23 protein-coding genes and 2 pseudogenes are annotated in these 24,127 nt (G+C 55.9%); 10 read left to right on the forward strand and 15 right to left on the reverse strand.

Annotation, left to right across the window (positions count from 1 at the left end):
- The first annotated feature begins 42 nt into the window (after nucleotides 1-42).
- The 4 genes from HZS52_RS06605 to HZS52_RS06620 are packed head-to-tail and all read left to right on the forward strand — an operon-like array spanning nucleotide 43 to nucleotide 3,617.
- Nucleotides 43-867: an alkaline phosphatase family protein gene (locus tag HZS52_RS06605; protein ID WP_190374374.1), complete on the forward strand. Its 825-nt coding sequence runs from the start codon at nucleotides 43-45 to the stop codon at nucleotides 865-867.
- Nucleotides 864-1,697: an ABC transporter permease gene (locus tag HZS52_RS06610; protein WP_190374375.1), complete on the forward strand. Its 834-nt coding sequence runs from the start codon at nucleotides 864-866 to the stop codon at nucleotides 1,695-1,697. Before HZS52_RS06605 ends, HZS52_RS06610 begins: the two co-directional genes overlap by 4 nt.
- Nucleotides 1,681-2,535, forward strand: coding sequence for an ABC transporter permease (locus tag HZS52_RS06615; protein WP_223828070.1), 855 nt, complete (start codon nucleotides 1,681-1,683; stop codon nucleotides 2,533-2,535). Before HZS52_RS06610 ends, HZS52_RS06615 begins: the two co-directional genes overlap by 17 nt.
- Nucleotides 2,532-3,617, forward strand: coding sequence for an ABC transporter ATP-binding protein (locus HZS52_RS06620; protein ID WP_190374376.1), 1,086 nt, complete (start codon nucleotides 2,532-2,534; stop codon nucleotides 3,615-3,617). The genes HZS52_RS06615 and HZS52_RS06620 overlap by 4 nt, the downstream gene beginning before the upstream one ends.
- A gap of 240 nt (nucleotides 3,618-3,857) precedes the next feature.
- Here the strand turns inward: HZS52_RS06620 and HZS52_RS06625 are convergent.
- From HZS52_RS06625 to HZS52_RS06680, 12 genes and pseudogenes are all read right to left on the reverse strand, one after another.
- A pseudogene (locus HZS52_RS06625) lies at nucleotides 3,858-5,363 on the reverse strand (tripartite tricarboxylate transporter permease).
- Nucleotides 5,364-5,377: 14 nt separating this feature from the next.
- Complete coding sequence (locus HZS52_RS06630) at nucleotides 5,378-5,845, reverse strand: tripartite tricarboxylate transporter TctB family protein (RefSeq protein WP_190374377.1); 468 nt, start codon at nucleotides 5,843-5,845, stop codon at nucleotides 5,378-5,380.
- Nucleotides 5,846-5,994: 149 nt separating this feature from the next.
- Nucleotides 5,995-6,951: a Bug family tripartite tricarboxylate transporter substrate binding protein gene (locus HZS52_RS06635; RefSeq protein WP_190374378.1), complete on the reverse strand. Its 957-nt coding sequence runs from the start codon at nucleotides 6,949-6,951 to the stop codon at nucleotides 5,995-5,997.
- A gap of 336 nt (nucleotides 6,952-7,287) precedes the next feature.
- On the reverse strand, nucleotides 7,288-8,109 hold the full coding sequence (locus tag HZS52_RS06640; protein WP_223828071.1) for a tripartite tricarboxylate transporter substrate binding protein: 822 nt from the start codon (nucleotides 8,107-8,109) through the stop codon (nucleotides 7,288-7,290).
- Nucleotides 8,110-8,319: 210 nt separating this feature from the next.
- A complete protein-coding gene (locus HZS52_RS06645; protein WP_141440437.1) occupies nucleotides 8,320-9,483 on the reverse strand; it encodes an amidohydrolase family protein in 1,164 nt (387 codons plus the stop codon).
- Nucleotides 9,483-10,418 (reverse strand): SMP-30/gluconolactonase/LRE family protein, encoded by a 936-nt coding sequence (locus HZS52_RS06650; protein WP_190374379.1) that lies wholly within the window; start codon nucleotides 10,416-10,418, stop codon nucleotides 9,483-9,485. The genes HZS52_RS06645 and HZS52_RS06650 overlap by 1 nt, the downstream gene beginning before the upstream one ends.
- 2 nt (nucleotides 10,419-10,420) lie before the next feature.
- Entirely contained in the window at nucleotides 10,421-11,716 is a 1,296-nt protein-coding gene (locus HZS52_RS06655; protein WP_190374380.1) for a TRAP transporter large permease, read from the reverse strand.
- Nucleotides 11,716-12,240 (reverse strand): TRAP transporter small permease, encoded by a 525-nt coding sequence (locus tag HZS52_RS06660; RefSeq protein WP_039857514.1) that lies wholly within the window; start codon nucleotides 12,238-12,240, stop codon nucleotides 11,716-11,718. The genes HZS52_RS06655 and HZS52_RS06660 overlap by 1 nt, the downstream gene beginning before the upstream one ends.
- Nucleotides 12,241-12,263: 23 nt before the next feature.
- Nucleotides 12,264-13,247 (reverse strand): TRAP transporter substrate-binding protein DctP, encoded by a 984-nt coding sequence (dctP, locus tag HZS52_RS06665; protein ID WP_200890205.1) that lies wholly within the window; start codon nucleotides 13,245-13,247, stop codon nucleotides 12,264-12,266.
- A gap of 482 nt (nucleotides 13,248-13,729) precedes the next feature.
- Nucleotides 13,730-14,986, reverse strand: a complete 1,257-nt coding sequence (locus HZS52_RS06670; protein WP_027957848.1) for an MFS transporter — start codon at nucleotides 14,984-14,986, stop codon at nucleotides 13,730-13,732.
- 2 nt (nucleotides 14,987-14,988) lie between these two features.
- Nucleotides 14,989-15,669, reverse strand: a complete 681-nt coding sequence (locus tag HZS52_RS06675; protein ID WP_138800734.1) for an RraA family protein — start codon at nucleotides 15,667-15,669, stop codon at nucleotides 14,989-14,991.
- A 42-nt stretch (nucleotides 15,670-15,711) separates the two neighbouring features.
- Nucleotides 15,712-16,689: a hydroxyacid dehydrogenase gene (locus HZS52_RS06680; protein WP_223828072.1), complete on the reverse strand. Its 978-nt coding sequence runs from the start codon at nucleotides 16,687-16,689 to the stop codon at nucleotides 15,712-15,714.
- 161 nt (nucleotides 16,690-16,850) lie between these two features.
- Between HZS52_RS06680 and HZS52_RS06685 the strand changes: the two genes are divergently transcribed.
- Complete coding sequence (locus tag HZS52_RS06685) at nucleotides 16,851-17,735, forward strand: LysR family transcriptional regulator (protein ID WP_041157235.1); 885 nt, start codon at nucleotides 16,851-16,853, stop codon at nucleotides 17,733-17,735.
- Nucleotides 17,736-17,814: 79 nt separating this feature from the next.
- Here HZS52_RS06685 and HZS52_RS06690 read toward each other — a convergent pair whose 3' ends face one another.
- The gene (locus HZS52_RS06690) at nucleotides 17,815-18,003 is read right to left on the reverse strand and encodes a hypothetical protein (RefSeq protein WP_039857510.1); all 189 of its coding nucleotides are present in this window, start codon (nucleotides 18,001-18,003) and stop codon (nucleotides 17,815-17,817) included.
- Nucleotides 18,004-18,208: 205 nt separating this feature from the next.
- Here HZS52_RS06690 and HZS52_RS06695 point away from each other — a divergent pair, with 205 nt between their 5' ends.
- Both HZS52_RS06695 and HZS52_RS06700 read left to right on the forward strand, forming a co-directional pair.
- A complete protein-coding gene (locus tag HZS52_RS06695; protein WP_190374381.1) occupies nucleotides 18,209-18,433 on the forward strand; it encodes an MFS transporter in 225 nt (74 codons plus the stop codon).
- Nucleotides 18,434-18,860: 427 nt separating this feature from the next.
- Nucleotides 18,861-19,253 (forward strand): histone-like nucleoid-structuring protein, MvaT/MvaU family, encoded by a 393-nt coding sequence (locus HZS52_RS06700; protein WP_027958395.1) that lies wholly within the window; start codon nucleotides 18,861-18,863, stop codon nucleotides 19,251-19,253.
- A 127-nt stretch (nucleotides 19,254-19,380) separates the two neighbouring features.
- Here HZS52_RS06700 and HZS52_RS06705 read toward each other — a convergent pair whose 3' ends face one another.
- Nucleotides 19,381-19,866: a hypothetical protein gene (locus tag HZS52_RS06705; protein ID WP_022521385.1), complete on the reverse strand. Its 486-nt coding sequence runs from the start codon at nucleotides 19,864-19,866 to the stop codon at nucleotides 19,381-19,383.
- A gap of 391 nt (nucleotides 19,867-20,257) precedes the next feature.
- Here HZS52_RS06705 and HZS52_RS24350 point away from each other — a divergent pair.
- Nucleotides 20,258-20,630 (forward strand): annotated as a pseudogene (locus HZS52_RS24350) (integrase core domain-containing protein); the annotation flags it as partial.
- On the opposite strand, the gene HZS52_RS06715 reads toward HZS52_RS24350, so the two are convergent.
- Nucleotides 20,629-21,507, reverse strand: coding sequence for a LysR family transcriptional regulator (locus HZS52_RS06715; protein WP_190374382.1), 879 nt, complete (start codon nucleotides 21,505-21,507; stop codon nucleotides 20,629-20,631). The pseudogene HZS52_RS24350 and the gene HZS52_RS06715 overlap by 2 nt on opposite strands.
- A 293-nt stretch (nucleotides 21,508-21,800) precedes the next feature.
- On the opposite strand from HZS52_RS06715, the gene HZS52_RS06720 reads away from it, so the two are divergent.
- Both HZS52_RS06720 and HZS52_RS06725 read left to right on the forward strand, forming a co-directional pair.
- Nucleotides 21,801-22,835, forward strand: a complete 1,035-nt coding sequence (locus HZS52_RS06720; RefSeq protein ID WP_190374383.1) for an amino acid ABC transporter substrate-binding protein — start codon at nucleotides 21,801-21,803, stop codon at nucleotides 22,833-22,835.
- 131 nt (nucleotides 22,836-22,966) lie between these two features.
- Nucleotides 22,967-24,124, forward strand: a complete 1,158-nt coding sequence (locus HZS52_RS06725) for an amino acid ABC transporter permease (protein ID WP_027958393.1) — start codon at nucleotides 22,967-22,969, stop codon at nucleotides 24,122-24,124.
- Nucleotides 24,125-24,127 lie beyond the last annotated feature (3 nt).

Genomic DNA, 24,127 nt, shown 5'->3' on the forward strand with positions numbered 1-24,127 from the left:
CGACTAACTGCCGTCTCCTCAGGAGGCGGCAAGGAGCCTGTGATGTCTCAGCGCATCATTCTCGTAGTGCTCGATGGCCTTAACCATGCCGTGGGGCGGCACGCTATGGGCCACCTGCATGCCCTCTGTGAAGCGGGCCGTGGCAGCTTCCACGCGCTTAACTGCGAGCTGCCAGCCATGTCCCGTCCCCTCTATGAGTGTTTGCTGACCGGCGACCGGCCTGTGGACTCTGGGGTGGTGCATAACCAAGTGGTACGCCGATCAACCGGCACCAGCCTGTTCGATCTGGCGGTTCGTCAAGGGCGGCGTACTGCGGCAGCGGCCTATCACTGGGTCAGCGAGCTCTATCTTGAGGCTCCCTTCGTGCCTGCCCGCCACCGTTTCCACCAGAATGCGGAGAGCGCGATCCAGGTGGGCCTCTTCTACTGGCAGGATCACTACCCTGACGATCACCTGTTCAGCGACGCCGAAGCGCTGCGCCGGCTCAACGCCCCAGACTTTTTGCTGGTGCACAGCATGAATGTTGATGATGCCGGCCATCGCCATGGTGGTGAGTCGCCCCAGTACCGCAACGCCGCACGTCGCGTCGATAGCGCCCTGGCCGACTATTTGCCGCAGTGGCTGGCTGAGGGCTACCAGGTGATGGTGACCGCCGACCACGGCATGAACGCCGACGGTTCTCACTCGGGCCTGCTGGAGGAGGAGCGCCGGGTGCCACTGTGGCTATTTGGCGAGGCGTTTGCTCATGCGCCGGTGGCATCGCTGCAGCAGCCAAGGCTGTGCGGTACCTTGGCCACCTTGCTGGGCCTGGAGCATGACAAACCCTATCACGCCGAGCTGCTGGCCGAGGGGAGGGCGGCGTCGTGAAGCGCCTGCTGCCCGCCTGGCTATGGCTGGTACCCTTTGCGCTGGTATTCGTGGCCTTCCAACTGGCGCCGCTCGGCTGGATCGCCATCAGTGCCTTCCACGTCGAGGGCGCCTGGGGACTCGGCCACTTCAGGGAGATCGCGGGTTCGCCCTTCTTTCGTCAGGCCATTGGGCGCAGCCTGGAGATTTCACTGATTTCGAGCCTGCTGGGGCTGATCATCGCCACCCTGGCATGCCACAGCCTGACCCGCACCAGCGGCCCGCTGCGGCGCTGGATGATCGCCTTCACAAACATGACCAGCAACTTTGCCGGTGTGCCGCTGGCCTTCGCGTTCATCATCCTGATGGGCGCCAACGGGGTGTTGACCATCGCTCTTCAGCGTGTGGGGCTGATCGATAGCTTCTCGCTCTATTCGCGCAACGGCCTGATCGTGATCTACACCTGGTTCCAGATTCCCCTGGGCATACTGCTGCTGTTTCCTGCCTTCGAGGGGGTGCGGGCAGAGTGGCGGGATGCTGCCAGTCTGCTGGGTGCCGGGCGCATCGCCTACTGGCGCCATATCGGTCTGCCAATCCTCCGACCGGCACTGGCGGGGACGCTGACGATTCTGATCGCCAACGCCATGGGCGCCTATGCCACTGTCTATGCGCTGGTCAATACCAGCTACAACCTCATGACTATCCGTATCGCCAATCTGGTCTCGGGGGATCTCTTCCTGCAGCCCAATCTGGCCAGCGCCCTGGCGCTGGTGCTGGTCGGGTTACTGGCAATGGTCACCCTGATTCAGCAGTGGATAGTGCGCAGGAGCCATTATGTCGCAGAGCGTTGATCTCACCCTTTCCCGATCTGGGGTATCGCCACTGCCAATATGTCGCCTTGCCTGGCCATCTCCCTATGCACTGGTGGTGTGGAGTGTGTTCACGCTACTGCCGCTGCTCGCCACCCTGGGGTATGCGCTGGCGTCCAGCTGGGGAGCCACCCTCCTGCCTGACGGGCTGACCCTGAAGTGGTTTTGGGAGCTATGGAGTACACCGCGCTTTCAGTGGGCCTTCGCCCGCTCAATGCTGGTCACAGTAGGGGCGCTGGTGCTGAGTTTGGTGCTGGTGGTGCCGGTGGCGTTCCTGGCGCATACCCGCTATCCCCGGCTGGATGCCTGGATGAGTGGCCTCATCCTGGTGCCCTTTGCCGTGCCTCCTGTGGTCTCCTCGGTAGGCCTGCTGCAACTCTACGCTGGCGGCCCGCTGCCCCTGGTGGGCACCCCCTGGATTCTGATGTTTACCTACGTGACGATCGCGCTGCCCTTCGTCTACCGGGCCATTGCCAACAGCCTGCGCACCATCGATGTAAGGTCACTGATGGAAGCTGCGCAACTGCTGGGGGCAACGCCCTTCAAGGCCTTCTTCCTGGTCATTCTTCCCAACATCCGCGTGGGGGTGCAGGTCGCTGTTTTCCTGTCCTTCTCCTTCCTGATCGGCGAGTTCGTCTTCGCCAACATGCTGGTAGGCACGCGCTTCGAGACCCTGCAGGTGTATCTCAACAATATGCGTGGCTCCAGCGGCCACTTCACCAGCGCATTGGTGATAACGCTCTTCCTGTTCACCCTGTTGCTGACCTGGTTGGGGAACCGTCAGGCCGGTCACGCCATTACCAAGGGGGCCAACCCATGACGACCCTAAACGGTGCGCCGTTAGCCCACGACAGCACCCTGGCCTCTGGCTATCTCCATCTCGAGGGGTTGGCCAAGCGTTTCGGCACTACCCAGGTGTTTTCGCACATCGATGCAGTGATCGCCAAGGGTGAATTCGTCACGCTGCTGGGGCCCTCTGGCTGCGGAAAATCGACCCTGTTGCGATCTATTGCCGGGCTGAATCGGCTGGATGAGGGGCGAATCGTGGTGGATGGCGAAGAGATCACCGCGCTTCCACCGCAGCAGCGTGGTGTTGGCATGGTCTTCCAGCATTATGCGCTGTTTCCCAACATGCGGGTGGCCGACAACGTCGCCTTTGGCCTGCGTATGCAGAAGGTGCCGCATGAGGAGCGCCGCCGCCGGGTGGATGAGGTACTGCGTCTGGTAGAGCTCAATGTGCATGCTGACAAGTTTCCCCACCAGCTCTCCGGCGGGCAGTGCCAGCGCGTGGCGTTAGCCAGAGCGTTGGTGGTTGAGCCACGTATCCTATTGATGGATGAGCCGCTATCAGCGCTCGATGCCCGCATCCGCGGCCATCTGCGCCAGCAACTGCGCGATATCCAGCAGACATTAGGGCTGACGACCCTGTTTGTGACCCACGACCAGGAAGAGGCATTGGTGATGTCTGATCGTATCTTCCTGATGCATGACGGGCACATCCTGCAGCAGGGAAGCGCCGAAGAGCTCTATACGCGGCCCAGGGATTACCAAGCAGCGGGCTTTATGGGGCACTACAACGTACTTTTCGGCAATCAGGCCCGTCCACTGCTGGGAGAGGCTTTCGACTCAGCACGCGTGGCGCTGCGGCCAGAGGCCCTTTACCTCCAGCCGCTGACTGAAGGAGCGATGGACGTGGAACGACCGGATCGCCCTGGCCCGGAGTGCCCCGGGATCATTCGCCGCTGCCAGCTGCTCGGCAACATCGTGCGCTATTCGGTGGAGTGCGCCGGGGTGGTGCTCTCTGTCGATACGCTTAACCGTGGTAGCCGGCATCTGCTCACGGAAGGCAGCCAAGTAGGGGTGGTGGTGGACCTCGATGAGGTTCAGGCGTTCGTAGAGTAATTAGGCCCCGTTTATCATGTGCCTTTATCAGTGGCGCTCTAAAGCATAGCGGTGGCAAGGCATATTGTAACGATAGCCAGCGCCGGCAGAAGAGAACGCCCGCTGAAGTGCCAGTAGTCGAAGCGAATGAAGGGCTGACATCCCCTTGGTCACCGGAGGCAAACAACAGAAGAAGCGCGGCAGGGGCGCCGCGCTTTCATGCCATATCAGACCGGAGGGCATAAATTATTAACGGGGGTACTATGCCGTCGACTGACTCTTCTTACGGCGGGACAGTCGTGAAAAGAGTGGCGTAAGAATGACAAGAAGAATCATGGCAATAAGCACCTTTGACGTTGTATTCGCTGCCAAGGCTGCCCAATCGCCTCCACCAATCCGCAGAGCCAGACGCAAGTTCTGCTCGGCGAAGCCACCGAGAATTAGGCCCAGCACGACTGGGGGCAATGGGAACTTCAGCTTGTCCATAAAGTAGCCGATAAAACCGAAGCCCAGCATCAAGTAGACGTCGAACATCCGGCCATTGATCGAGTAGACCCCCACTAGAACCAGGGTGATGATGAAAGCGCCAAGCAGTGGGCGCGGCAGACGCAGAACCTGTGCAAAGCTGTTGGTGGCCAGGGCGCCGCCAAGTACGATCAGCAAGATGGCGGCGAACAGGAACTGCCACATGAAGCCGAACACAATGCCGGGGTTGTCACGGAAGAGCATCGGGCCAGGTTGCAGACCGTGAATCATCAGGCCACCGAGCATCACTGCAGCCACCGCGGTGCCGGGGATGCCGAGCGTCAAGGCGGGAATCAGTGCTGAGGCGGTATCGGCGTTGTTGGCAGTCTCGGAGGCCGCTACGCCCTCGGGTTATCCCTTGCCCCAGTCTTCGGGATTACTGGATGCGCGACGTGCTTCGTTGTAGCTGAGAAAGGCCGCCATTGATCCGCCAGCGCCCGGCAGGATGCCGACGAACACGCCGATCACCGAAGAGCGCAGCCAAGTCTTCCAGAATCTCAGCATGCTCGGAAAGGCCTTCCAGAGGCTCGTCGTATTGAGCTTTTTGGCCGTGGAGGTGTCGACATCCACGACTTCCTCCAGGAGGGCGATTGCCGGCGGTATGGCGTAGAGCCCGACGAGCAGCACCACGATGTTGATGCCGTCGAGTAACTCCAAGTGGCCGAAGGTGTAGCGGTCATATCCGGAGATAGAGTCTAGCCCGACCAGCGAGACGAAAACGCCGAAACAGGCGCTCAACAAGCCCTTGAGGACGTCGCCGCCGAGCAGGAAGACGATGGCCGAGAGGCCGAAGACGGCGACCCAGAAAACCTCGGAGGGACCAAACAGCAGTGTTACCTTGGCCAGCGGCGGGGCCAATAGCATGAGCACGATGGCTGAGACGATGCCACCGATGGCGGATGACACCACTGAGACCTGAAGCGCATAGCCGCCCCTGCCTTGCTGGGCCATTGGGTAGCCGTCGAAGCTGGTGGCTACGGCGGCGGGGGTGCCGGGAATGCGCAGCAGCACCGCGGGAATAGCACCACCGTACATGGCGCCGTTATAGATACCGGCCATCATGCCTAGTGCCACTAGTGGATCCATGCCGAAGGTGAAGGGAATCAGTACCGAGATTGCCATGGTGGCGCTGAGCCCGGGCAAGGCACCAATACAGATGCCCGTTATAACGCCGAGCACGACAGCGGCGAAATTACCGAGAGACAGCACCGCTGGGAGTGCATCAATCAAACTTCCATACATGTGTCAGCCCTCTTTCAGCGCATGAAGAATTCAGTGGGGAGATCCTGACCCATCAGCAAGGCGAAAATTATTGCCAAGCCTCCGGTGAATATCAGATCCGCCAGCAGCAACCGCTTGATATCCCGATAGCCGAAGCTCCATGCCACCAAAGGCACCATAACCGCGGTGGTTGTGTAAAAGCCGATCAAGCTCACGCTGGCCACGTAGAGCCCAATGGCCACGACGATGCCGAAAAAGCGCGGCAAATTCTCGAATATTTGGTGTCGCGGGGCTTTAAAACGCTCGCTTCGAGTAGCGACGAAAACCCGTAAGATCATTAATACAGAGAGCCCGATTAGCGTGCTCAGCATTGTTATTGGCAGCAACGAGCTCATGGTCGGCATGTCGGGTGTGCGTAGCAGAAGAAACCCTGCGACAACGATGATGGCGATACCGGTGATGAGGTCGGGATGAGGTCCTTGCCCTGAAGTGGTTTGTTTCATGTTCTATTCTCTGGCTGGCTTGCTCGTAGAGCGTCTACCACCAAGCGAGTCGAGCGACATGGTGGAGGGGACGTTTATTCAGTGACGGGGCGTGACGAAGGGGGCTGGTTATGGCCAGCCGGGGTGATCGAACACCCCGGCCAATCACTTTATTTCCAGGGTGAGGATTCCCAAACACGCTCGGCCAGTTCAAGCTGCTCTGCGTTCAGTGCTTGAAAATCATCGCCTGTCGTCAGACTGATAGGATTCCCAGATTTGAGCATCGCCTCTTGGAATTTTGGATCCTCGTAAGTCTTCTCGAAGGCACTAATCAGGCTGGCCTCGACCTCTTCCGGCAGGCCGGAGGGGGCAATAAACCCACGCAGCGAACCGTTGACAAGATCGTAGCCTTGCTCGGTAAAGGTCGGCACACCTTCCAGTAGTTCAGAACGTTCGTTGGTGGCAATGCCCAGCACATTTAGCTCGTCACGGAAGTTAACCACCTCCGATAAGTTGATGATCCCCATTGCGACATGACCGCCCATAAGCGCACTACGTGCTGGCGCGGAGCCTGAGAAGGGAACGATGGTATAGTCAGCGTCGGTCTCCTCGGAGAGCCGAATAAGGAAGAAGTGATCATCGCCGCCGAGGCTTGACATGCTGACGGTGATGGCGCCATCACGTTCTTGGGCTGCAGCGACCAGTTTTTCCATGCTGTCGATGTCGCTGCTCTTAGGTGTGACGATCACGTTGGGATCGTCTACCACGTTGGCCAGGTAGGTGAAGCTATCGGCGTCGTAGTCGGCGTCGCGGTCAAGGGTGCGGGCCATCATGCCGGGCAGGTTGTAGGTGCCGATAGTGTAACCATCGGGATCGGCCTGGGCCGTGGCGGTTACACCGATCTGGCCGCTGGCGCCGGGCATATTCTTTACTACGACGGTAGCGTCGTCGCCAAGATACTGCTCAAGGAAAGGCGCAACGGTGCGGGCCATTACGTCGGTTCCACCACCTGCCGCATAGCCGACGATCAGGTCTATCTTTTTCTCTGGATAGTCGGCGAGGGCCTGAGCCGAGGTAATGCTTGCGAGGCAGAGAGTGGCGGCGATGGTTGAAAACTTAGTGAGCATATTGTTGTACTCCCGTTTACATTCACGGATGGTCTAAATGGCAAAGCCTGTCTAGTGCAGTGAACAGTACAGAATTACTTGATTAAAGCGAATAATGTTTAACTGTGTGGTAAGTTTTTCTGTATCTATGGGGAGGATAGGCGATAAAGCCCATGTCATCGGGGTTGGCCGCTAATGCTATGACGAACGGCCAGTAAAGGGCTTACGACTATGGTCGGGGGGAGTGGGAGTAATTCAGTGTGACTATGTATTGAGTGAGGCTGGTGCGCCGGGGGGATGAAATAGAGATAAACCGGCGCGGGACAGCAGTGCCTCGCGTCGGTCTGTTAAATAAGATTACTTCCAGGGCGTCTCTTCCCAGGTGCGCCGCGCCAACTCATCCTGGGCCTCGGCCAGGGCTCGATAGTCTTCCCCATAGATGACGCTCAGCGGGTTGCCCTGCTGTGCCATGTCGGAGCTAAAGTTGATGTCCTCGGCCACATCCTCAAGGGCGCCCAGCAGAGCAGAGCGGATGTCAACCGGTAGGTTGGCCGGTGCCGCCAAGCCGCGGAACGAGCCCATTTCGATATCGAAGCCGAGCTCCTTCGCCGTCGGCACGTTGGTGGCTTGTTCCAGGCGCTCGTCAGCCAGCACGGCCAGTACGCGTAGCTCATCTTCAAAGCCCACCGTCTGGCTATATGCCATGGTGCCCATGGCCACGTGCCCGCCCATCAGTGCGCTGCGCGCCTGGGCTGCGCCATTAAACGGTACGTAGTTTAGTTCAATGTCGGCCGCCTCGGCGAACTGGATAGCGGAGAAATGGTCGTTGCCGCCTAGCGAGGACAGGCCCACCGGCATCTTGCCTTGGACGTCCCTGGCGTACGCGATCAGGTCTTCCACCGAGGCGATGTCAGAGTCTTTCGGCACCACTAGGGTATTAGGGTCGGAGACGAAGTTGGCCAGCCAGGTGAAGCTGTCCACGTCGTAGTCAGCCTCGCGGTCATAGGTCAGCGCCAGGGCAGCTGGCAGATTCATGGTGCCAATCGTGTAGCCGTCTGGACTGGCCGAGGCTAGCGCCGAAAATCCGATCTGGCCGCCCGCGCCAGGCATGTTCTTAACCACCACCGTGGCGCCGTCGCCCAACTGCTCCTCCAGATACTTGGCGACTGTGCGGGCCATGACGTCCGTGCCGCCCCCGGCGGAGTAGCCGACCACCAAGTTGATCGGTTTGTCGGGATAGTCGGCTTGAGCGAGGCTGGTGCCGACCAGGAGGGAAGTCGACGCGACAGCGGCGAGGGACAAGCTTAAAAAACGTTGTTTCATGTTGGCGTACTCCGATCTTGTTGTTGAACTTGCGGGCATGGCTCATTAACGGCGCGGTTAGTTAGGTCATGAACCGGCGGGTAGCCGGTAGACCCGTGTAGCCGTGTCGTGAAACACGGCGTTGCGTTCCTCCTGGCTCCAGGAGGCGGTGAGTCGGTGATAGGCATTCCACAGCACGCCGTAGGAGATACTGCCCTTATCGACAGGAAAGTTGCTCTCCAACATGCAGCGCGATGGTGTAAAGCGCTCAATGCAGGCGTCCACGTCGGGGGCGATGGCATCGGCAAGGTGCTGTGAGTTCGGTGGCGTCTTTCCTGTGTTGAAGCTGAAGCCCATGATCGGCATGCCAAAGCCGCCGATCTTGAGCATCACATTGGGGAGTTCGGCCAGTCGCGCCAAACCGTCGCGCCAGGCCTGGCGATGGATCGAGTTATGGTCACTATGAGGACTGGGATAGGATCCGACGCCCAGAGGCCCTCCAGCATGGTCGAGAACGATGGTCAGCTCGGGCAGGCGGCGGGCCAAGGTTGCTACCTCGTCGAGCTGGGTTTGGTAGGCCCATATATCCAACGACAGGCCGAGGCGGGACAGCTGCCGTGCTGCCTCGACGAAGGGCTTGCTGACCATCAGCCCCTCCGGTGCTGGCACGGGGTTGGAACGAACGGTGGGGTCGGGATGCGCCGCGACGGGCATGCGCACACCGCGAAAGCGCCCGCCGCCAGCCTCCATCAGCGCCTCGAGCACCGGCGCGACGCTGGCCCCCATCAGTAGGTCGGCATAGCCAACGATGGCCGTTGCCACGTCGGTGGGCCCGTAGTGGCCGCTACGCGACTGAGCGGAGAGGCCGCGAACGAACTCGATCTCACCGACGGATCGATAGGCCTCGGGGCCGCTCGCGCGATACATCGTCCGGCACTGGATGTAGATCGAGGCAGTCACCCAATGGCCACTGTCGCCGATGTCGTCGGTGAACTCCTCAAGCAGATAGCGAAAGCCTCGGCGATCCCAAAGGTGGTGATGGGCATCGACGATCTTCTGATCCGGAGCCAGCGAGGGCTCCCGAACCTGGGTGAGCCAGTCCGGCCGCGGCGGCGGGTTCGGTGAGTCTACGACGGGGCGTCGGCGCCAGGGTCGCTCGTTGGCGGCATCGTCACTGTCTTGGTGATTCCGCTGGGTCGTGGAACAGGAGGCAAGGAAGCTGTCGTAGGGCTGCGGCTTCGTCGTCAGCATCACATACCCCAGCCGGAAGCCATGGGAAAGCCGCCGACGGGCAGCTCAGCGCGCAGAATAGTGCCGGTGTCAGACTCGGTGATGAAGAGTGTACGGCCTTCCGGCCCGCCGAAGGCGCAGTTGGTGGTGCCGAGCCCACGAGGGGATCTCACCACGGCGATTGGCACACCGAGCGCATCGTGTACCCAAACCAGTCCCATGCCGGTCTGACAGACCACCACGCCACCATCCTTGGTAAGCGCCAGACCGTCCGGGCCCGCACGGCCGCCGGAAAACTGCAGGAATAGCCCCGCTTTTACCACGCGTCCGCTGTCCGAGATCGGCAGACGCCAGACAGCATTGGCACGGGTTACCGCCACATAGAGTGCATGGCCAGCCTTATCGAGCACCAGCCCGTTGGGGCTCGGCACTTTGTCGATAAGGCAGTCCAGCCGACCGCTGTCCGGGTGCCAGCGGTAGACACGGCCAGAGGGATCCTGCAAGCCGGTTTGGCCCTGGTCGGTGAAGTACAGCGAGCCGTCGGGGCCGAAGTGCAGGTCGTTGCAGCCCTTGAAGCCCTCGGTGTCAGCATCGCCCAGCGCGGTGATCACTTCGCCGGTGTTCGGATTCAACTGCATGATGCCGTTACGAAAATCGGCAATGTAGATGTGCCCGCCCGTATTGATCTTCAGGCCATTGGGTTGGCCTTCGTACTCGGTGATCTGCTCGACGGCGCCGTTAGGTGAGGCGCGAAAGACCCGACCGAAGGGAATATCAACGAACCACAGGTTGCCCTCAAGATCGAAGGATGGGCCCTCAATGAAGCTGTCGACCACCGCCCCGCGCCGGTTGCGATCCGCCCAGTAAGAGCGTTGGCCGGATCTTCTCAGTGACGTCGGCAGTGTGGTGAAAACCTCGGCCTCAATCAGTATCGGGTCGGGGTGGGGGAATGCCATGTTCAACCTCCAAAGGTCGTGGTTGGGAGCCACAGGGCGATATCGGGGAACCAGATCAGCAGAACCAGGAAGGCCAGGATGATCAGGAAGAAGGGCAGCACACCCATGACGACGTCTTCGACTTTAACGGTGGGGTCCGAACTGGCGACCACGAACAGGATAATGCCCAGTGGCGGCGTCAGTTGGCCGAGCTCGACCAGGATGACCACGAACACGCCAAACCACACTGGGTCGATATTCATCGCCATCAGCACTGGAAAGATGACCGGTACAATGATCGCGATCATGCCTAGACCTTCCATAAAGCAGCCGAGGATGGCGAAGGTGACCAGCAAGATCATTAGAAAAACGAACGGCGACATGTCCGCCTCGGACACCCAGCTAACCAGATCCTCGCCGACGCCGGATAGCGCGGTGGCGTAGGCGAAAATCATCGAAATGAAGACGATAAACAGAACATTGCCGCTCATCACCAGGGTACGTGAGATGGCTTTGCGCAATATGCTCAAGCTGAGCCTGCGGTAGGCGGCAGCGATCACTACTGCCCCAACTACGCCAACAGCACCGGCCTCGGTAGGCGTAGCGATGCCCGAATAGATACTGCCCAGTACGAAGCTGATCAATATCATGAATGGCACGACATCCAGCGCCGCCTTCAGGTAATCGGAAAGCCGCAACTGGGTGGTGTCGCGTGGCACCAGCGAGGGGTTGAGTAGCGAGCGCGCGGCAATAAACAGGCTATAGCAGCCAGCCAGCAGGATACCGGGCACCAGCCCGGCCGCGAACAGCTTGGCGATGGAGGTTTCGGTGAAGGTGGCGTAGATGATCATGGTGATCGAGGGTGGAATCAATATGCCCAGGGTGCCACCGGCGGCCAGTGAGCCTGCGATGATACGCTTCTGGTAGCCCCGTGCGGATAGGGCTGGCAGGGCTACAGTCGACATGGCTGCGGCTGTGGGAGCGCTGCCGCCAGCGACGGCGGCGAAGATGCCGCTGCCTATGATGTTGGTATGTAGCAGTCCGCCCGGCAGGCGGCGCATGAAGGGTGCGATGCCGTTATAGAGACGGCCACTCAGGCCGCTGCCGAGCAGGATTTCCGCCATCAAGATGAACAGCGGAATGGCGGCTAGAGTGAAGCTGTTGGATGCCCCCCAGCTAACCATTCCAAGGGCATTCCAGCCAGCAAATCCCTTCATCAGCCAAAGATACCCAAGGGCCGCGGCTCCTACAGCGAAATGCACCCAAAGACCGCCTAGGATCAGTAGCAGCAAGACGGAAAAGGCAATGATTGCATCCATCAGCGCTGTCCTCCGATGCCTAGTTGCAGCAAGGCACGTTCTAACAGGAATAGGGTCATCACGGACAGGCCCACAGGCAGCAGCATCTGCGGGATCCAAAGCGGTGTCATCAGGGCGGTGGGCGCCACGTTGCCGCGTGCGAACGAACTCATGACGAGCAGGAAGGAGTGCCAGGCGAGCACACCGCAGATGCCCATGGCTAGCGCGACGTACACCAGACCAAGCACCTGTCTGACCCGAGGCGGCAAGGTTTCGTATATAAAACCGACCTGAAACAATGCATTGTTCCTGATTGCTAGGCTAGCGCCGAACAGAGTGGTGGCGATAACCAAGTAGCCGGAGAGCTCCTCCACTACATGTAGGGAACTGTTGAAAAGCAACCGTGATCCGATCTCGGCGACGACCAATACCGTTAGCGTTATTAGCCCAGCGCTAGCGAGAATGCGCACAATAGCGGAGAGTACGTCAAAGATGGGGCCGGCGGAGGCCGGCCCTTTTCTTGTTTCATGTTGGGAGGCAGACATGTTGAGATCCTCTGAAAGATCAATTACTTGCCGAGCGCTGTGAGCACATCCTGCAGTGCCTGTTCATGCTCAGGACCGGCTTCGCTGGCCCATTCCTGCCAGAAGGGGGCGAGGGCTTCCTGGGCCTTGACGATCTCTGCGTCACTTGCTTCAACAATGGTCATGCCAGCGTCCCCCTGAGATTCCTTTTGGGCCTGCTCGTCTAGAAGGAAGGCCTCGGTGATGTTAGAAGCCTCCTCTCTGATGATGGTGGCGAAGGTTTCGCGATCGGCTTCGTTCAGGGACTCGTAGGCGTTGGTATTGGCGATAATGGCGCTATAGGCGTAGTTCACCGGTAATCGGTAGTTGTAGTCGAGGAACTCGTGCCAGTTTTTTGCACCGCCCGCACTGGCTGTTAGCACACCATCAATTACGCCGCGCTCCAGGGCAGTTGGAACCTCGGAGCCGGATAGGGTGATCGGTGAGCCCCCGAAGGCCTCGACGAAGGCACCCTGCTCGGGCGAGGTCACGCGGATCTTATGACTTTCGAGATCGTCGAGGGAGTCGATCTCGAACGAGGTGAAAATGACTTGTTGAGGGTAGCGATAAGCGCCCAGAAAGGTAACATCCTGCTCGGCGAAGCCTTGCGTGAGATAGGGAGACATGGCCGCGTAGGCTTTATCCCACTCCTCATCGTTCTGGATCAGCATTGGCAGATTGAGGATACGCGCTATGGGCACATTGCCGGAAAAAAAGAGATCAGCCGAGAAATCGATAAAGCCATTACCGACCGCCTGGGTAATATCGCTGGAGGCAATCTGCAGTGTCTTTCCCAAATGCAGCGTGATCGACAGGTCTTCGGTTTCAGCTTCAGTACGGTCTATGATGCGCTGCATTCCCTTTACTGCCGCGGTAGTGGAAACCGACGAATAGGTGTAGCCGGTCCAATCAGCGGCTTGAGCAGCACCTGTCGTGGCTATACCCATGATGAGTAGGCTAGTTACCAAAGAGGGCTTGAAGGCTTTCATATCGATACCTCATTAATCGTTGTTATGTCTCTACCGTTCGAGGAACTGGCGGTACAGCGCATGTTGTTAGATGTTGATCTATGATCGAAAAGACGCGAACCACGGGCATCTAAGCCATTGGTAAGCGTGTTTCTAGCAGAAGTGGAACATGAAAAGAGTTTCTGTATAAAGCGCGTTTTTCTTGAAGAAGTATGAAGAATTTCTTTATTAAAAATTCGTGTTTTTATAGACTTGTATATGCCGCTTTAGTGGTAGTTTATTGGCATGGCGTAGCAAAAAGATGCAAACGTACCTGAGGCGATATCAACCTATACGACTGTATCGGGGGGGAGACAATCTTGGAACGGGAAGCGCGCCGAATCGAACTCCGCCAATCTGTATCAAAAGAGGAAAATGATGAGGTTTTACAGATTATCTAGTAACCCATAATAGTAACGTATCTATGAACGTTATTGATTTGAAGTCTTCTGCAGATTCAAGGGCTATGAGTCACTCAGCTTTTTTCGATCCTTGTTTAGAGCCACTAGCAGCACAAGCAACATTGCTACTATTGGTAGGCTGCTCAAGCCGAAGATGACGCGGTTGGATGTATTCTCGGCGATTAGTCCGGCTACCATAGCCCCCATCGCTGGTAGGCCTCGAAAGATCATTGTATAGAGTGACAGCACTTTTCCTCTCACCGACTCTGGCACCTGTGTCTGCAGAACAACTTGCGTACACACACCATTGGCCAGGATGGCTCCTGACAAACAGGCGAGGGTTAATAATCCTGCCCATAACACATGGCTAATCAGAAATAATCCGCATGCCAATATTGCCGATAGTCCGAAGCCTATGGCCAGTGAGAGAGGAGAGCCTTTTGTTAGTAAGAAGGAGGTCATCAACCCACCGCCTATCGCACCGAGCCCTTGAGCTGATGTCATCAAAGAGAAGGCCTTTGCTCTTGCTGCTTCTCCAATAACGACCTGACCGGCAAAAGCCGGTAATAATTCGAAAATAGGCCTATAACATAGCGCTAGAAGGGCGAAGAACAGCAGCAAGAGCTTGTGATGTCCAGTCAGTGCATGTATTACCGCTGACCATGTTGAGTGGCTGAGTTTGCCTTCCGTCGACCCTTCCAGTCCCTCAGACCCTCGCCTTTGGTTAGTATTTTCTGATTGGGAAAGCCGCGCTAGTATCAGTGCAAAGAGCAAATAGCTAATTGTGTTAAATAAGAAGACCGACCAAAGTGCTTCCAGCGTTAGCGCCATGCCGGCGGCGGCTGGACCTAACATCCGCGCAAGGTTAAACACCATGGAGTTGATCGTTATCGCTCCAGGCACATCTTCTTTAGGGACGATGCTACCGACAACGACCATACGCGTTGGATGATCGAATCCGTTCAGGATGCCAGTTAATCCAGCCACGATTAGCAACATTGTCGGGCTGACAAGCTCGGCCATTATGGCAATCAGCATAATGCAAGGCGGCGCTATTGAGAGAAGCTGCAGCCACAGGGCTAGGCGAATTTTGTCTTGTCTATCGACCAATGTGCCTGCAAAGGGAGCCACGACCATTGATGGCAGCAGGTCCGCCATTGCCATTAGCCCTAGCATGAAGCTCGACTGTGTCATCTCCCAGGCGAGCCATAGCAGCACCACACGTTGCGCCCAGGTGCCAACAGCCGAAGCCGCGTTACCCGCCAAGTACGCGCGAAGCCGAGCGTTTGCCAGCGGGGCGGCGGCTTTGGGCAGGTGCAAACTCAGCCTCGCAGGAGGCTGCAGCCCGTCATTTCCAAAGCCTTATCGACCCAGGTGCGGTCGTTCTCGCCAGTATGTATGGCGACCATTTGCTTCTCTTCGGAGGCCTGTTTCGCTTGGGCGGCTTTTAGCACTGTCTCGGCATCAGCGTAGGGAACGGCCAGCACGCCATCGGCGTCACCCAGAATTAGGTCGCCCGGCTCGATAACCATCCCGCCAAGGTTGATCGGAGTATTGATCTCACCTGGCCCGTTTTTGTATGGGCCGCGATGCGTGACGCCCACGGCGAAGGTCGGCAGGTTGGTATCGCGAAAGCCGTCCAGGTCGCGCAGCGCACCGTTGAGCACGAAACCCGCAACGCCTTTCTTGACCGCGTAAGCCAGCATTAACTCACCCATCAGGGCATTGGTGGTGTCCCCTCCGGCATCGCAGACGATGACGTCACCGGGCTGGGCCATGTCGATGGCCTTGTGCAGCATCAGGTTATCACCGGGGCGCGTACGAACAGTAAGGGCGACCCCGGCTAAATTGCCAGCGCGATGCATCGGGCGAAGGTCTGGGCCACCGGCGAAGACGCGGGACATGCTATCGCTGACCACCGCTACGGGCAGTACTGCGAACGCCTTAACGAGGTCGTCGTCGACACGGCGCTGGCGCTGAAGAACTCTATTTCCGACTGTCATGGCATTACTCCGTCATGTGACTCAACATTAAAGATGGTGCGTTCAGGCTAGGGTGTTGACCAAGCGGGCTTTCGGTAGGGTTTCTCCAGCGAGGAAGTCCACGATACCGCTTACCGCCAGTTCGCCGACGCGCTTGCCAGCTTCTTTGGTGACGCCTGCGATATGGGGCGTGAGAATGACTCGCTCAGACGCGGCCAGAGCGTTCACGTCCAATGGCGGCTCCTGTTCGAAAGTGTCTAGTCCTGCGCCTGCGATATGCCCACTCTCTAGGGCGGCAAGCAGGGCCGCCTCGTCGATCAGACCACCCCGAGAAGTATTGATGACGTAGCTGTCGGCCGGCATCAGGGCGAGCATCGCGGCGTTAAGCATGTGCGTATTGCTTTCGGTAAGGGGGCAGTGCAGGCTGACGATGTCCGATTGGCGGAGCAGGTCCTCGATGCGTTCGGCGCGGCGTGCGCCCATAGCTTCGATGGCGTCCACCGAGGCATAGGGGTCGTAGACGAGCACGTCGAGATCCATGCCTTTCACCAGCTTCGCTACGGCGGCAGCGATGGCGCCGCCACCCACTAGACCTAAACGCATGCCGGATAATTCTCGACCGAGGAATCCCGCCTTTTCCCAGCGTCCTGCCCGCATGCCTGCATCCAGTGGCAGCAAACGTTTGATCGTCGAGAACATTAGAGCAACCGTGTGTTCCGCAACAGAAACTGCATTGCCACCTGCCGCCCGGATGACTTGGATACCATGTTGGGTTGCTGCATCGATGTCGATATTGTCGACGCCTGCGCCATGCTTGGAGATAACGCGCAGCGATTTCCCTGCTGCGACAGCACCGGCACCAAATTGCCCCATTCGAGACACGACCCCAACCGGGTCGTACTGTTTGAGGAAGTCAGCGAGTACCTCCTCAGATGGATAGGGGGGTGTGTGAACAAGGGTATAGCCAGCGTCTTCGGCCATTTGCTTTGCAGTGGGGGCAAGGTCGGGGCCTGTTATTAGAATCAAAGGTTGTAGTGCCAAATCAGATCCTCCCTGTTGTAACGAGGGCAGCCGGACACTGATCGGCGTAGCATCACAGGCGACTGCTTTCGAATTGATTTTTAGAATACAGGAAGATTTTTTATACAAAAGCGAATAAAATTTGCCTTTATGTTAAGCATTTCTTCATTTAAGGAGGGTTTATGGACACTCGCCAACTACGAACATTCGTAGCGATCGCTGAGCATGGCACATTCGCGCGGGCGGCCTTGATTGTAAATTTGACCCCTTCCGCTGTTAGCCAACAGGTCCATTCGCTTGAGCAGGAACTGGATACCAAGCTGTTCAATCGTGACTCCCGCCCTCCTAGCCTCAACCTCCAGGGGCTGAAAATGCTTGAAACGGCTAAACAGATTCTGGCCTTGGTGGATGAAACGCGTGGCGTTCTGTCCGGGAAGCAGATAACGGGTACGCTCAATATTGGCTCGGTGCGCACCAGTACTATCGGCCTACTGCCACGTGCCATCGTGGCACTGCGACAGGAGTTCCCCGAGCTGAACGTAAACCTACGAGTGGGCATGTCTTCGACGCTGATCAGTGATGTCAACGCCGACCGGCTGGATGTGGCGGTGGTCGCCGAGCACTCCGGCGTGTCGCGCGATCTCTTGTGGTCGCCGTTCATACGCGAGCCGTTAGTGGTGATAGCGCCGCCCGGAACACCGCCGATGCCGGTTCAGCAGTTGCTGGAAACGTTGCCCTTCGTGCGCTTTGGCAGTAACGTGCCGCTGGGCGCAATGATCAACAACGAGCTGGCCCGGCTAGGCATAGCGGTGCAGGACATCGCTGAGATCGACACCGTGCCAGCCATCGTGGAGTGCGTGGCCGCGGGCCTTGGTGCCAGCATCGTGCCAAATGTCGCGGTGCGCGAGAACGGTCGCGACATGCTGACATTGCCGTTCGGTGAGCCCCAAGTCTTCAGACAAATTGGCATGATCCATCGCGCCAGTTCGGCCAAGGCCGAGCTACTGACAGCGTTACACAATAAGCTGGCGGAAGTTGCGGGAGAGTTTGGTGTTTATCGAGAATAGCCGTCATTACGGAAGTCGTAGATACAATATCGCACTTGCCCGAGCCGTCCCCGCTACGCTGATGAAACGTCAACAGGCCCTAGTAATGCGCGATCACCTGGGCCGCATTCGCCTTTAGGGTTACTGGCCACTTACCTGGCGCAAGCACTTTGATATTAACGCTTATGCCCATCAACCAGCTCCAGCTCTCTTTGTTGATATCCAGCCCTTTGGGGAGCATGTCTGTGCGATAACCAAAGCTGTCCACATTGTGGCTAACAGGGAGCATGGATTGGCGGCCTGCTGCTTGCCTATGGAGCCGCGGGACTGATCAGTAATTTCGGCATTGCTCCAATCATGTCACTCGGTTACCGACCCACACTTTTCGCGACAATGGTGCTGCTGATCGGCAGTCTCGCCGCGCTGAGTTTCGCAGGTACGAACCATGCGCTTGCTATCGCTCTGCTTCTGGTCTGGGGGCGGCCTACACGGCCTTGCCGGTGCTGATGCAGACGTGGGTGTTTAAGGCTGCCGCACACCTTAACGGTCCCGAAGCGCCATCTTCGCTCTACGTTTCCGCCTATAACGGCGCGATTGCAGCAGGCGCATTGGTCGGAGGAGTTATCGTTGACCATTTTGATCCCTGGTCGGTCATGTCTATTTCGGCGCTCATCGGTGTTCCCACGCTGCTGATCGCTTTGAAGCATGCTCCGAAATGAGCCCTGTCCCGAGAGCAGGACGCTTAAACGGGTATGGCTCGAATATAGGGATTCAACGGTTTTACCGATACTTTGAGTAGGAGAGTGATACACCCCACAACTTTGTGGAATGCATTGGCAACTTCCTAGTAGTATTCCCAGCATTTGGCACTGGGGAGTTGCAACTAGCGTGGATAGAGTCTTAGTGGGACACTCTCACTACCGGATAACGATTAGGAGGCTGGTTACCTTTGGCTCCAGCGTCCCCACTTTTAAGAGGGGCCTGCGATTTCTCGCAGGCCCTTTTTGGGGTGTGGCCAACTGGCGCGCCCCATACCCAGTGATCAAAATTGAGCTTTCCTTTTCTCAATGGCTATATTAAAGCTATAATGCGTAAGATATATGTTTAAGGGTTACCTTAAATTTTAAAAATATAGGAATTTAGACTATGGCGTCGGTACTGAGTAACTATCTCAAAAAAGAACAGATGTTAAAGCAGCTGCAGGAAGAGCTGCAAGCGCTGGAAAACAACAGTGAGCTAAAAGCAGAGCTTGAATTCAAAGAAAGACTACAAGCACTTATGACTGAGCACGGAAAATTAGCGCGCGACGTATGTGAAATGCTTGACCCATCTTACCGCTCTAAACCAGCAAAAGCTGGAAAGGTAAGCACCAGCAGCACAGATGGGCGTAAAAAACGTCCCTTGAAGGTATACAAGAACCCACACACTGGTGAGGTAGTAGAAACCCGTGGCGGGAATCACAAAGTTATCCAGGAGTGGAAGGCTGAATTTGGTAATGAAGAAGTGGTCAGTTGGGTTGTGAAAGAAATCGCGCAATAAGACTAATTTTTATTAGTGGTGACAACGCCAGCTTGGCAAAGTTACCCTTTAAAACGCTCACTGAGCCCGCTCAGTGAGCGAAAAATTATTTAAGCGATGTGCTACGAGTAAGTCCATCAGCCATCCGTTAATTTCGCGACAGGTCTTCCCTGAGGATAGGTACTTCTACTCTACTAAGGCCGCCCAATCTCCACGCCTCGACTGAGTTGCTACCCTCTGGCACGTTGAACGACCCCCAAATCACTCGAAACGTGGTTGCGTACACAGACCCGTCTCCCATGACGATGTTTGCATCAATGTGAAATCGACGCTTTTGCTCTTGCATTAATGCATCATCAAAATCAGATGTCGTTTCAATATCTGCTATACCGTTATCTCTGCATGCTGTATGGAAGGCAGAGAATTTTTCCTCATAATATAGATCGGGTTCAATTTTCCGCTGGTGCATTGAAAGATGTCTTTCTTTATCACCCTCGCAGATCGCTTGAACAGCGGCTTCGACCATACCGGTTGCTGTCTCGCTGTACACCTCATCCGCCAAAGCCGAGGAAGATAGCAGCAGAGAAAGAGCCGTGGCGGTCGAACGAGAGATTAAATAGCTGTTTTTTAACATTCCCATTTCCCTTTATTTTTTAGCTCCGCTCAACTAGAAGCCGAGCATAAGCGTAGGGCGACTGATGACCACATAGGCTATAGAGGCTTTCCTCTGCTGCCCGATAGAGTGCTCTAAAGCAATTCATGTGGGTGCAGGCCTATGGGCACCTACCCCAGCAAGCAACCACAACACCTTAGTTCCGTGCAGTGATTCGGACGGCGCCTTCTAATATTAGTGGTAGTGAGCGGGCTCGCAAATTTAACTTTACTAATGCAGTGATTCTCCTCGGCGGTGCTGGGGGGATGTAGATGCTAAGCCTCACACGGGTCGTAATCTGATAGCTACCCTATCGCAGTAGTATAAAGCCGTAATGGCTGTTCGTAGGTTCTTGTGCTTTGATCAGGTCTGATCAATAGATTTTGTATTTGACCGTACCGCTGAAGTACGAGGGATAAAGAACTTAACCGTTGTCGACGACGATACCCATGAAGCATGGCCATCGTGCCCGAGCATGCTATGGGCTGTCATTAACGCAGATTCTGGATCAACTGGCTGTGTAGCGTGGGCCATCTAGCACCATTCGTACAGATGATGGAAAGGAATTCTGTGGGCGCGCTATGTTGACGTGGGCTCATCAGCGTGACGTTGCACTGTTTTTAATTGAGTCTGGAAAAATCAATCATAACGCCCACATCGCATCGTTCAACGGGCGGTTTCGAGATGAATGTCTGAACGAGCGTTGGTTCACCAGCCCTCATCACGCCAAGGTCGTCATCGATACTAATTGCTGCTAAGACGCTTCCAGAAAGTATCAGCAGTTGCATCATGATTACCTAGCCATCTCACCAAAATTATCTCTAAATGATTCGAGGGCATATCGGGGTATAGTCTAACCAACCGGCCTTCCTCGACTAGAGGAGCTATCATGTTATGTGGCATACAGGCGATGCCCATCCCTAACGAAACCATAGGCTTGAGCGCTTCTGATACAGTAGCTTCGAAGGTTCTTTTTAGGCGATTTGGTTCAGGATGCCGAGCTACTTGAGGTCGCGATAATTCATGTAATTGAGCCGATCTGGCATAAGTGAGCCAAGGAATAGTGCCATGAGACTGTTGGCACAATTTGGCCATCTCCGGTGTGCCTACCCAATAAAGCTCTTCTGTTCCTAGCGAGAGCACTTCAAAGTCATCGCGCTGAAAATACCGCTCCGATTCAATGTCACGGTAGAACAGAATAAAGTCGCTGCGCCCAGACACAAGTGACATGTAATAATTCTCGGTACTTTTATGCCCTGTATCGATCCGTGTAAATAATGGTTCGTCTAGAGTGGAGTACTGAGATATCCATTGTGGAAAGAAGTTGCAGGCAAGCGTATGCAACGATGCAAAGGTCAAAGGGTGGTCAAGTACTCTTACACTCTGTTCGCATTCTTGAGAAAGCCGTACTAACTCAGACGCAGTAGGCGTGAGCGCTTTACCAGATGGGGTCAGGCGAATAGGTGTGACACGTCGATCAAAAAGCTGTGTGGCTAGGTGATTTTCCAGCAACTGAATTCTGCGACTTAAAGTAGATTGTGAACATTGCCTTAAGCTTGCAGCAGCTGTGAACTTGCCCGTTTCCGCAAGTGCTAGAAAATCTTGGTACCAAGTAATGTCCATGTCGTCTCCAGATAGACCTTAGGGATAGCAGTCTCTGTTTGTAAGCCATATGCGGAAGTTCAATAAAATTGCTAACCAATATTACTTGAGAACTGCACTGGAACTGGTAGCTAGTGTGCCAGATTAGCGGGCATCTTTAATATTAGACTATCCGTATATTAGATACTGGGTGCAAGAATGGCGATCAGTCAGCACTCGCGAGCGATTCTTAGGGGGAGTAGAGTTATCGAGAAGAAACAAAGCAATATCAATAATAAGTCAGATTAAAATCTTGACGAAACAAGGATAAAGATATGAAAAAAACACTCTTATTGAAAAAATGTGCAGTCTACAGTGTTCTAAGTGTTGGTATCTCCATGATGGGCAGCGTTCAAGCAAGTCTGCTCGAAGATGTGAAATCCCGCGACACACTGCGCTGTGGTGTCAGCAGCGATAAGGCAGGTTTCTCTCATCTAACAGATGACGGTGAATGGGGTGGGATGGATGTCGATCTCTGTCGCAGCGTGGCCGCAGCGGTACTCGGTGATGCCAGTAAGGTCGATTTCGTGATCACTACGGCGAAAAACCGATTTACTGCACTCGCCTCAGGAGAGGTGGATGTGCTGGCTCGCGCTACTACCTGGACAGCTTCGCGTGACGCCAACCTCGGGGTTGATTTCACAACACCTTGGTTTTATGACGGCCAAGGTGTAATGACGCATGCCGACTTCGGTGTTAGCACTATCGAAGAGCTCGATGGGGCTGTCTTCTGCCTTTCTCCCGGCACTACCTCCGAGCAAAATCTTGAGGATTACTTTGGTCGTCGCGACATGAGTTATAGCTCTGTGGTGATCGAGAAGAGCACTGAATTGTATAACGCCTTTCAGCATGGCCGCTGTGATGCCATCACCAACGATATGAGTGGCCTTGCGTCAAGGCGAACACAGTTTGCTGATCCAGATGCCTTTACCCTTCTACCCGAAACCATCTCAAAGGAGCCTTTGGGTGCTTATGTCCCTCAGGGTGATGCTCAATGGCGCGATATTGTTACCTGGACAGCCTTCGCATTGATGAATGCTGAAGAGCTCGACGTGACGTCAGAGAATGTCGAAGAAATGCGCAATAATTCTGACAACCCCAACGTTGCGCGGCTGCTTGGCAGCGATGGTCATATTGGAGAGAAGTTCGGGCTGGATGATGCATGGGCATACCAGGCCATCAAACAGGTCGGGAACTATGAAGAGATCTTCAATCGCAATGTCGGTCCCGATACTCCACTGAATTTCGAGCGCGGGCTTAATCGTCTGTGGAGCGATGATGGCATCCTCTACGCTGCTCCCGTTCGATAACTCTGTGCCTACTTAGTAGGCATTGACTGACTGGGGCGTTCGAACAATAAGGCTATCAGGCCGCCCTTGTCTTGCCTCTCATGTCTCAACTGCTATTTCGTCATCACACGGCCTAACAACAGGTAACACTTATGTGGACCAAGATTGTTCATAACGCCCGCGTACTCAGCGCATTACAGCAGTGTATTGTGTTAGCCGTTGTTGCTGTTGCTTTCTATGTGCTGATCACTAATGCCAGTGCGAATATTGATGCTTTAGGCATCGCCTCGGGATTCGGTTTTCTTCAAGAGCGGGCTGGCTATGCGATTAGCTTCCAACTGATTGACTATAGCCCGAATGATACCTATTTGCGTGCTTATGCAGTAGGGCTTCTCAACACATTACTTGTTTCAGTATTGAGTATTGTTTTCGCGACGATTATTGGTGTCTTCCTTGGTGTATGCCGCGTTTCTGAAAATTGGCTGCTTGGGCGTCTTAGTCACCTAGCAGTTGAGTTCCTCAGAAACGTGCCACTCATTGTGCATTTGATTTGGTGGTACGGGCTTATGCTGGCCCTCCCTAATGTTCGCCAAGCGATCTCTTTTCAGGATGGTGCCTTTCTTAGCAACCGTGGGTTGACCGTTGCATGGGCATCCGATGGTTCTTTAGTCGGCTGGGGAGTCGTGTCTATCATCGGAGGCGCTGTCCTCGGTTACGCACTGATTGCACGTTATCGAGCAGGTTTACAATGGAAGGGATTTGGCCCTCCAGTGTGGCCAGCGATATTGGCCGGTGCCATCGCAGTTCCGATACTCGTATACCTCTTTACTGGTAGTTCCTGGCAATGGGATGTGCCGGTTTCGCGAGGTTTTGGCTTTGCAGGTGGGGTCAACTTACCACCCGAGCTACTGGCTCTTTGGTTAGCGCTCTCCTTTTATAGCGCGAGCTATATTGCCGAGATCGTGCGGGGCTCGATTCAGTCTGTTTCACGCGGCCAGTACGAAGCAGCCAGCGCCTTAGGCTTCTCTGAAATGCCTACCATGCTGCGTCTGATCGTACCCCAAGCAATTTACCCAATGGTTCCCCAAGTCACCAGCACCTATCTCAATATCATTAAGAATTCTTCTTTGGGCGTGGTCGTAGGCTACATGGAGTTAGTGTCTGCCACGGGAGGCACAACGCTTAACCAAACTGGCCAGGCGATCGAATGCATTGCCTTAGTGATGGCTACCTACTGCGCTATTAGCCTCATTACATCGCTGCTGATGAATATTTACAACTACCGCATCAGCCTGCGCACCCACGGTTAAGGA

The organism is Vreelandella titanicae (genome assembly GCF_014697095.1).
Lineage (GTDB): Bacteria > Pseudomonadota > Gammaproteobacteria > Pseudomonadales > Halomonadaceae > Vreelandella > Vreelandella titanicae.

Coding starts and splice junctions, on each gene's coding strand:
- HZS52_RS06660 (WP_039857514.1), bottom strand. CDS start 12,240: ATGTCTGCCTCCCAACATGAAACAAGAAAAGGGCCGGCCTCCGCCGGC.
- HZS52_RS06675 (WP_138800734.1), bottom strand. CDS start 15,669: ATGACAGTCGGAAATAGAGTTCTTCAGCGCCAGCGCCGTGTCGACGAC.
- HZS52_RS06640 (WP_223828071.1), bottom strand. CDS start 8,109: ATGGCCCGCACAGTCGCCAAGTATCTGGAGGAGCAGTTGGGCGACGGC.
- HZS52_RS06615 (WP_223828070.1), top strand. CDS start 1,681: ATGTCGCAGAGCGTTGATCTCACCCTTTCCCGATCTGGGGTATCGCCA.
- HZS52_RS06725 (WP_027958393.1), top strand. CDS start 22,967: ATGTGGACCAAGATTGTTCATAACGCCCGCGTACTCAGCGCATTACAG.
- HZS52_RS06635 (WP_190374378.1), bottom strand. CDS start 6,951: ATGCTCACTAAGTTTTCAACCATCGCCGCCACTCTCTGCCTCGCAAGC.
- HZS52_RS06630 (WP_190374377.1), bottom strand. CDS start 5,845: ATGAAACAAACCACTTCAGGGCAAGGACCTCATCCCGACCTCATCACC.
- HZS52_RS06700 (WP_027958395.1), top strand. CDS start 18,861: ATGGCGTCGGTACTGAGTAACTATCTCAAAAAAGAACAGATGTTAAAG.
- dctP (WP_200890205.1), bottom strand. CDS start 13,247: ATGAAAGCCTTCAAGCCCTCTTTGGTAACTAGCCTACTCATCATGGGT.
- HZS52_RS06705 (WP_022521385.1), bottom strand. CDS start 19,866: ATGTTAAAAAACAGCTATTTAATCTCTCGTTCGACCGCCACGGCTCTT.
- HZS52_RS06685 (WP_041157235.1), top strand. CDS start 16,851: ATGGACACTCGCCAACTACGAACATTCGTAGCGATCGCTGAGCATGGC.
- HZS52_RS06645 (WP_141440437.1), bottom strand. CDS start 9,483: ATGCTGACGACGAAGCCGCAGCCCTACGACAGCTTCCTTGCCTCCTGT.
- HZS52_RS06650 (WP_190374379.1), bottom strand. CDS start 10,418: ATGGCATTCCCCCACCCCGACCCGATACTGATTGAGGCCGAGGTTTTC.
- HZS52_RS06720 (WP_190374383.1), top strand. CDS start 21,801: ATGAAAAAAACACTCTTATTGAAAAAATGTGCAGTCTACAGTGTTCTA.
- HZS52_RS06620 (WP_190374376.1), top strand. CDS start 2,532: ATGACGACCCTAAACGGTGCGCCGTTAGCCCACGACAGCACCCTGGCC.
- HZS52_RS06715 (WP_190374382.1), bottom strand. CDS start 21,507: ATGGACATTACTTGGTACCAAGATTTTCTAGCACTTGCGGAAACGGGC.
- HZS52_RS06690 (WP_039857510.1), bottom strand. CDS start 18,003: ATGCTCCCTGTTAGCCACAATGTGGACAGCTTTGGTTATCGCACAGAC.
- HZS52_RS06605 (WP_190374374.1), top strand. CDS start 43: ATGTCTCAGCGCATCATTCTCGTAGTGCTCGATGGCCTTAACCATGCC.
- HZS52_RS06655 (WP_190374380.1), bottom strand. CDS start 11,716: ATGGATGCAATCATTGCCTTTTCCGTCTTGCTGCTACTGATCCTAGGC.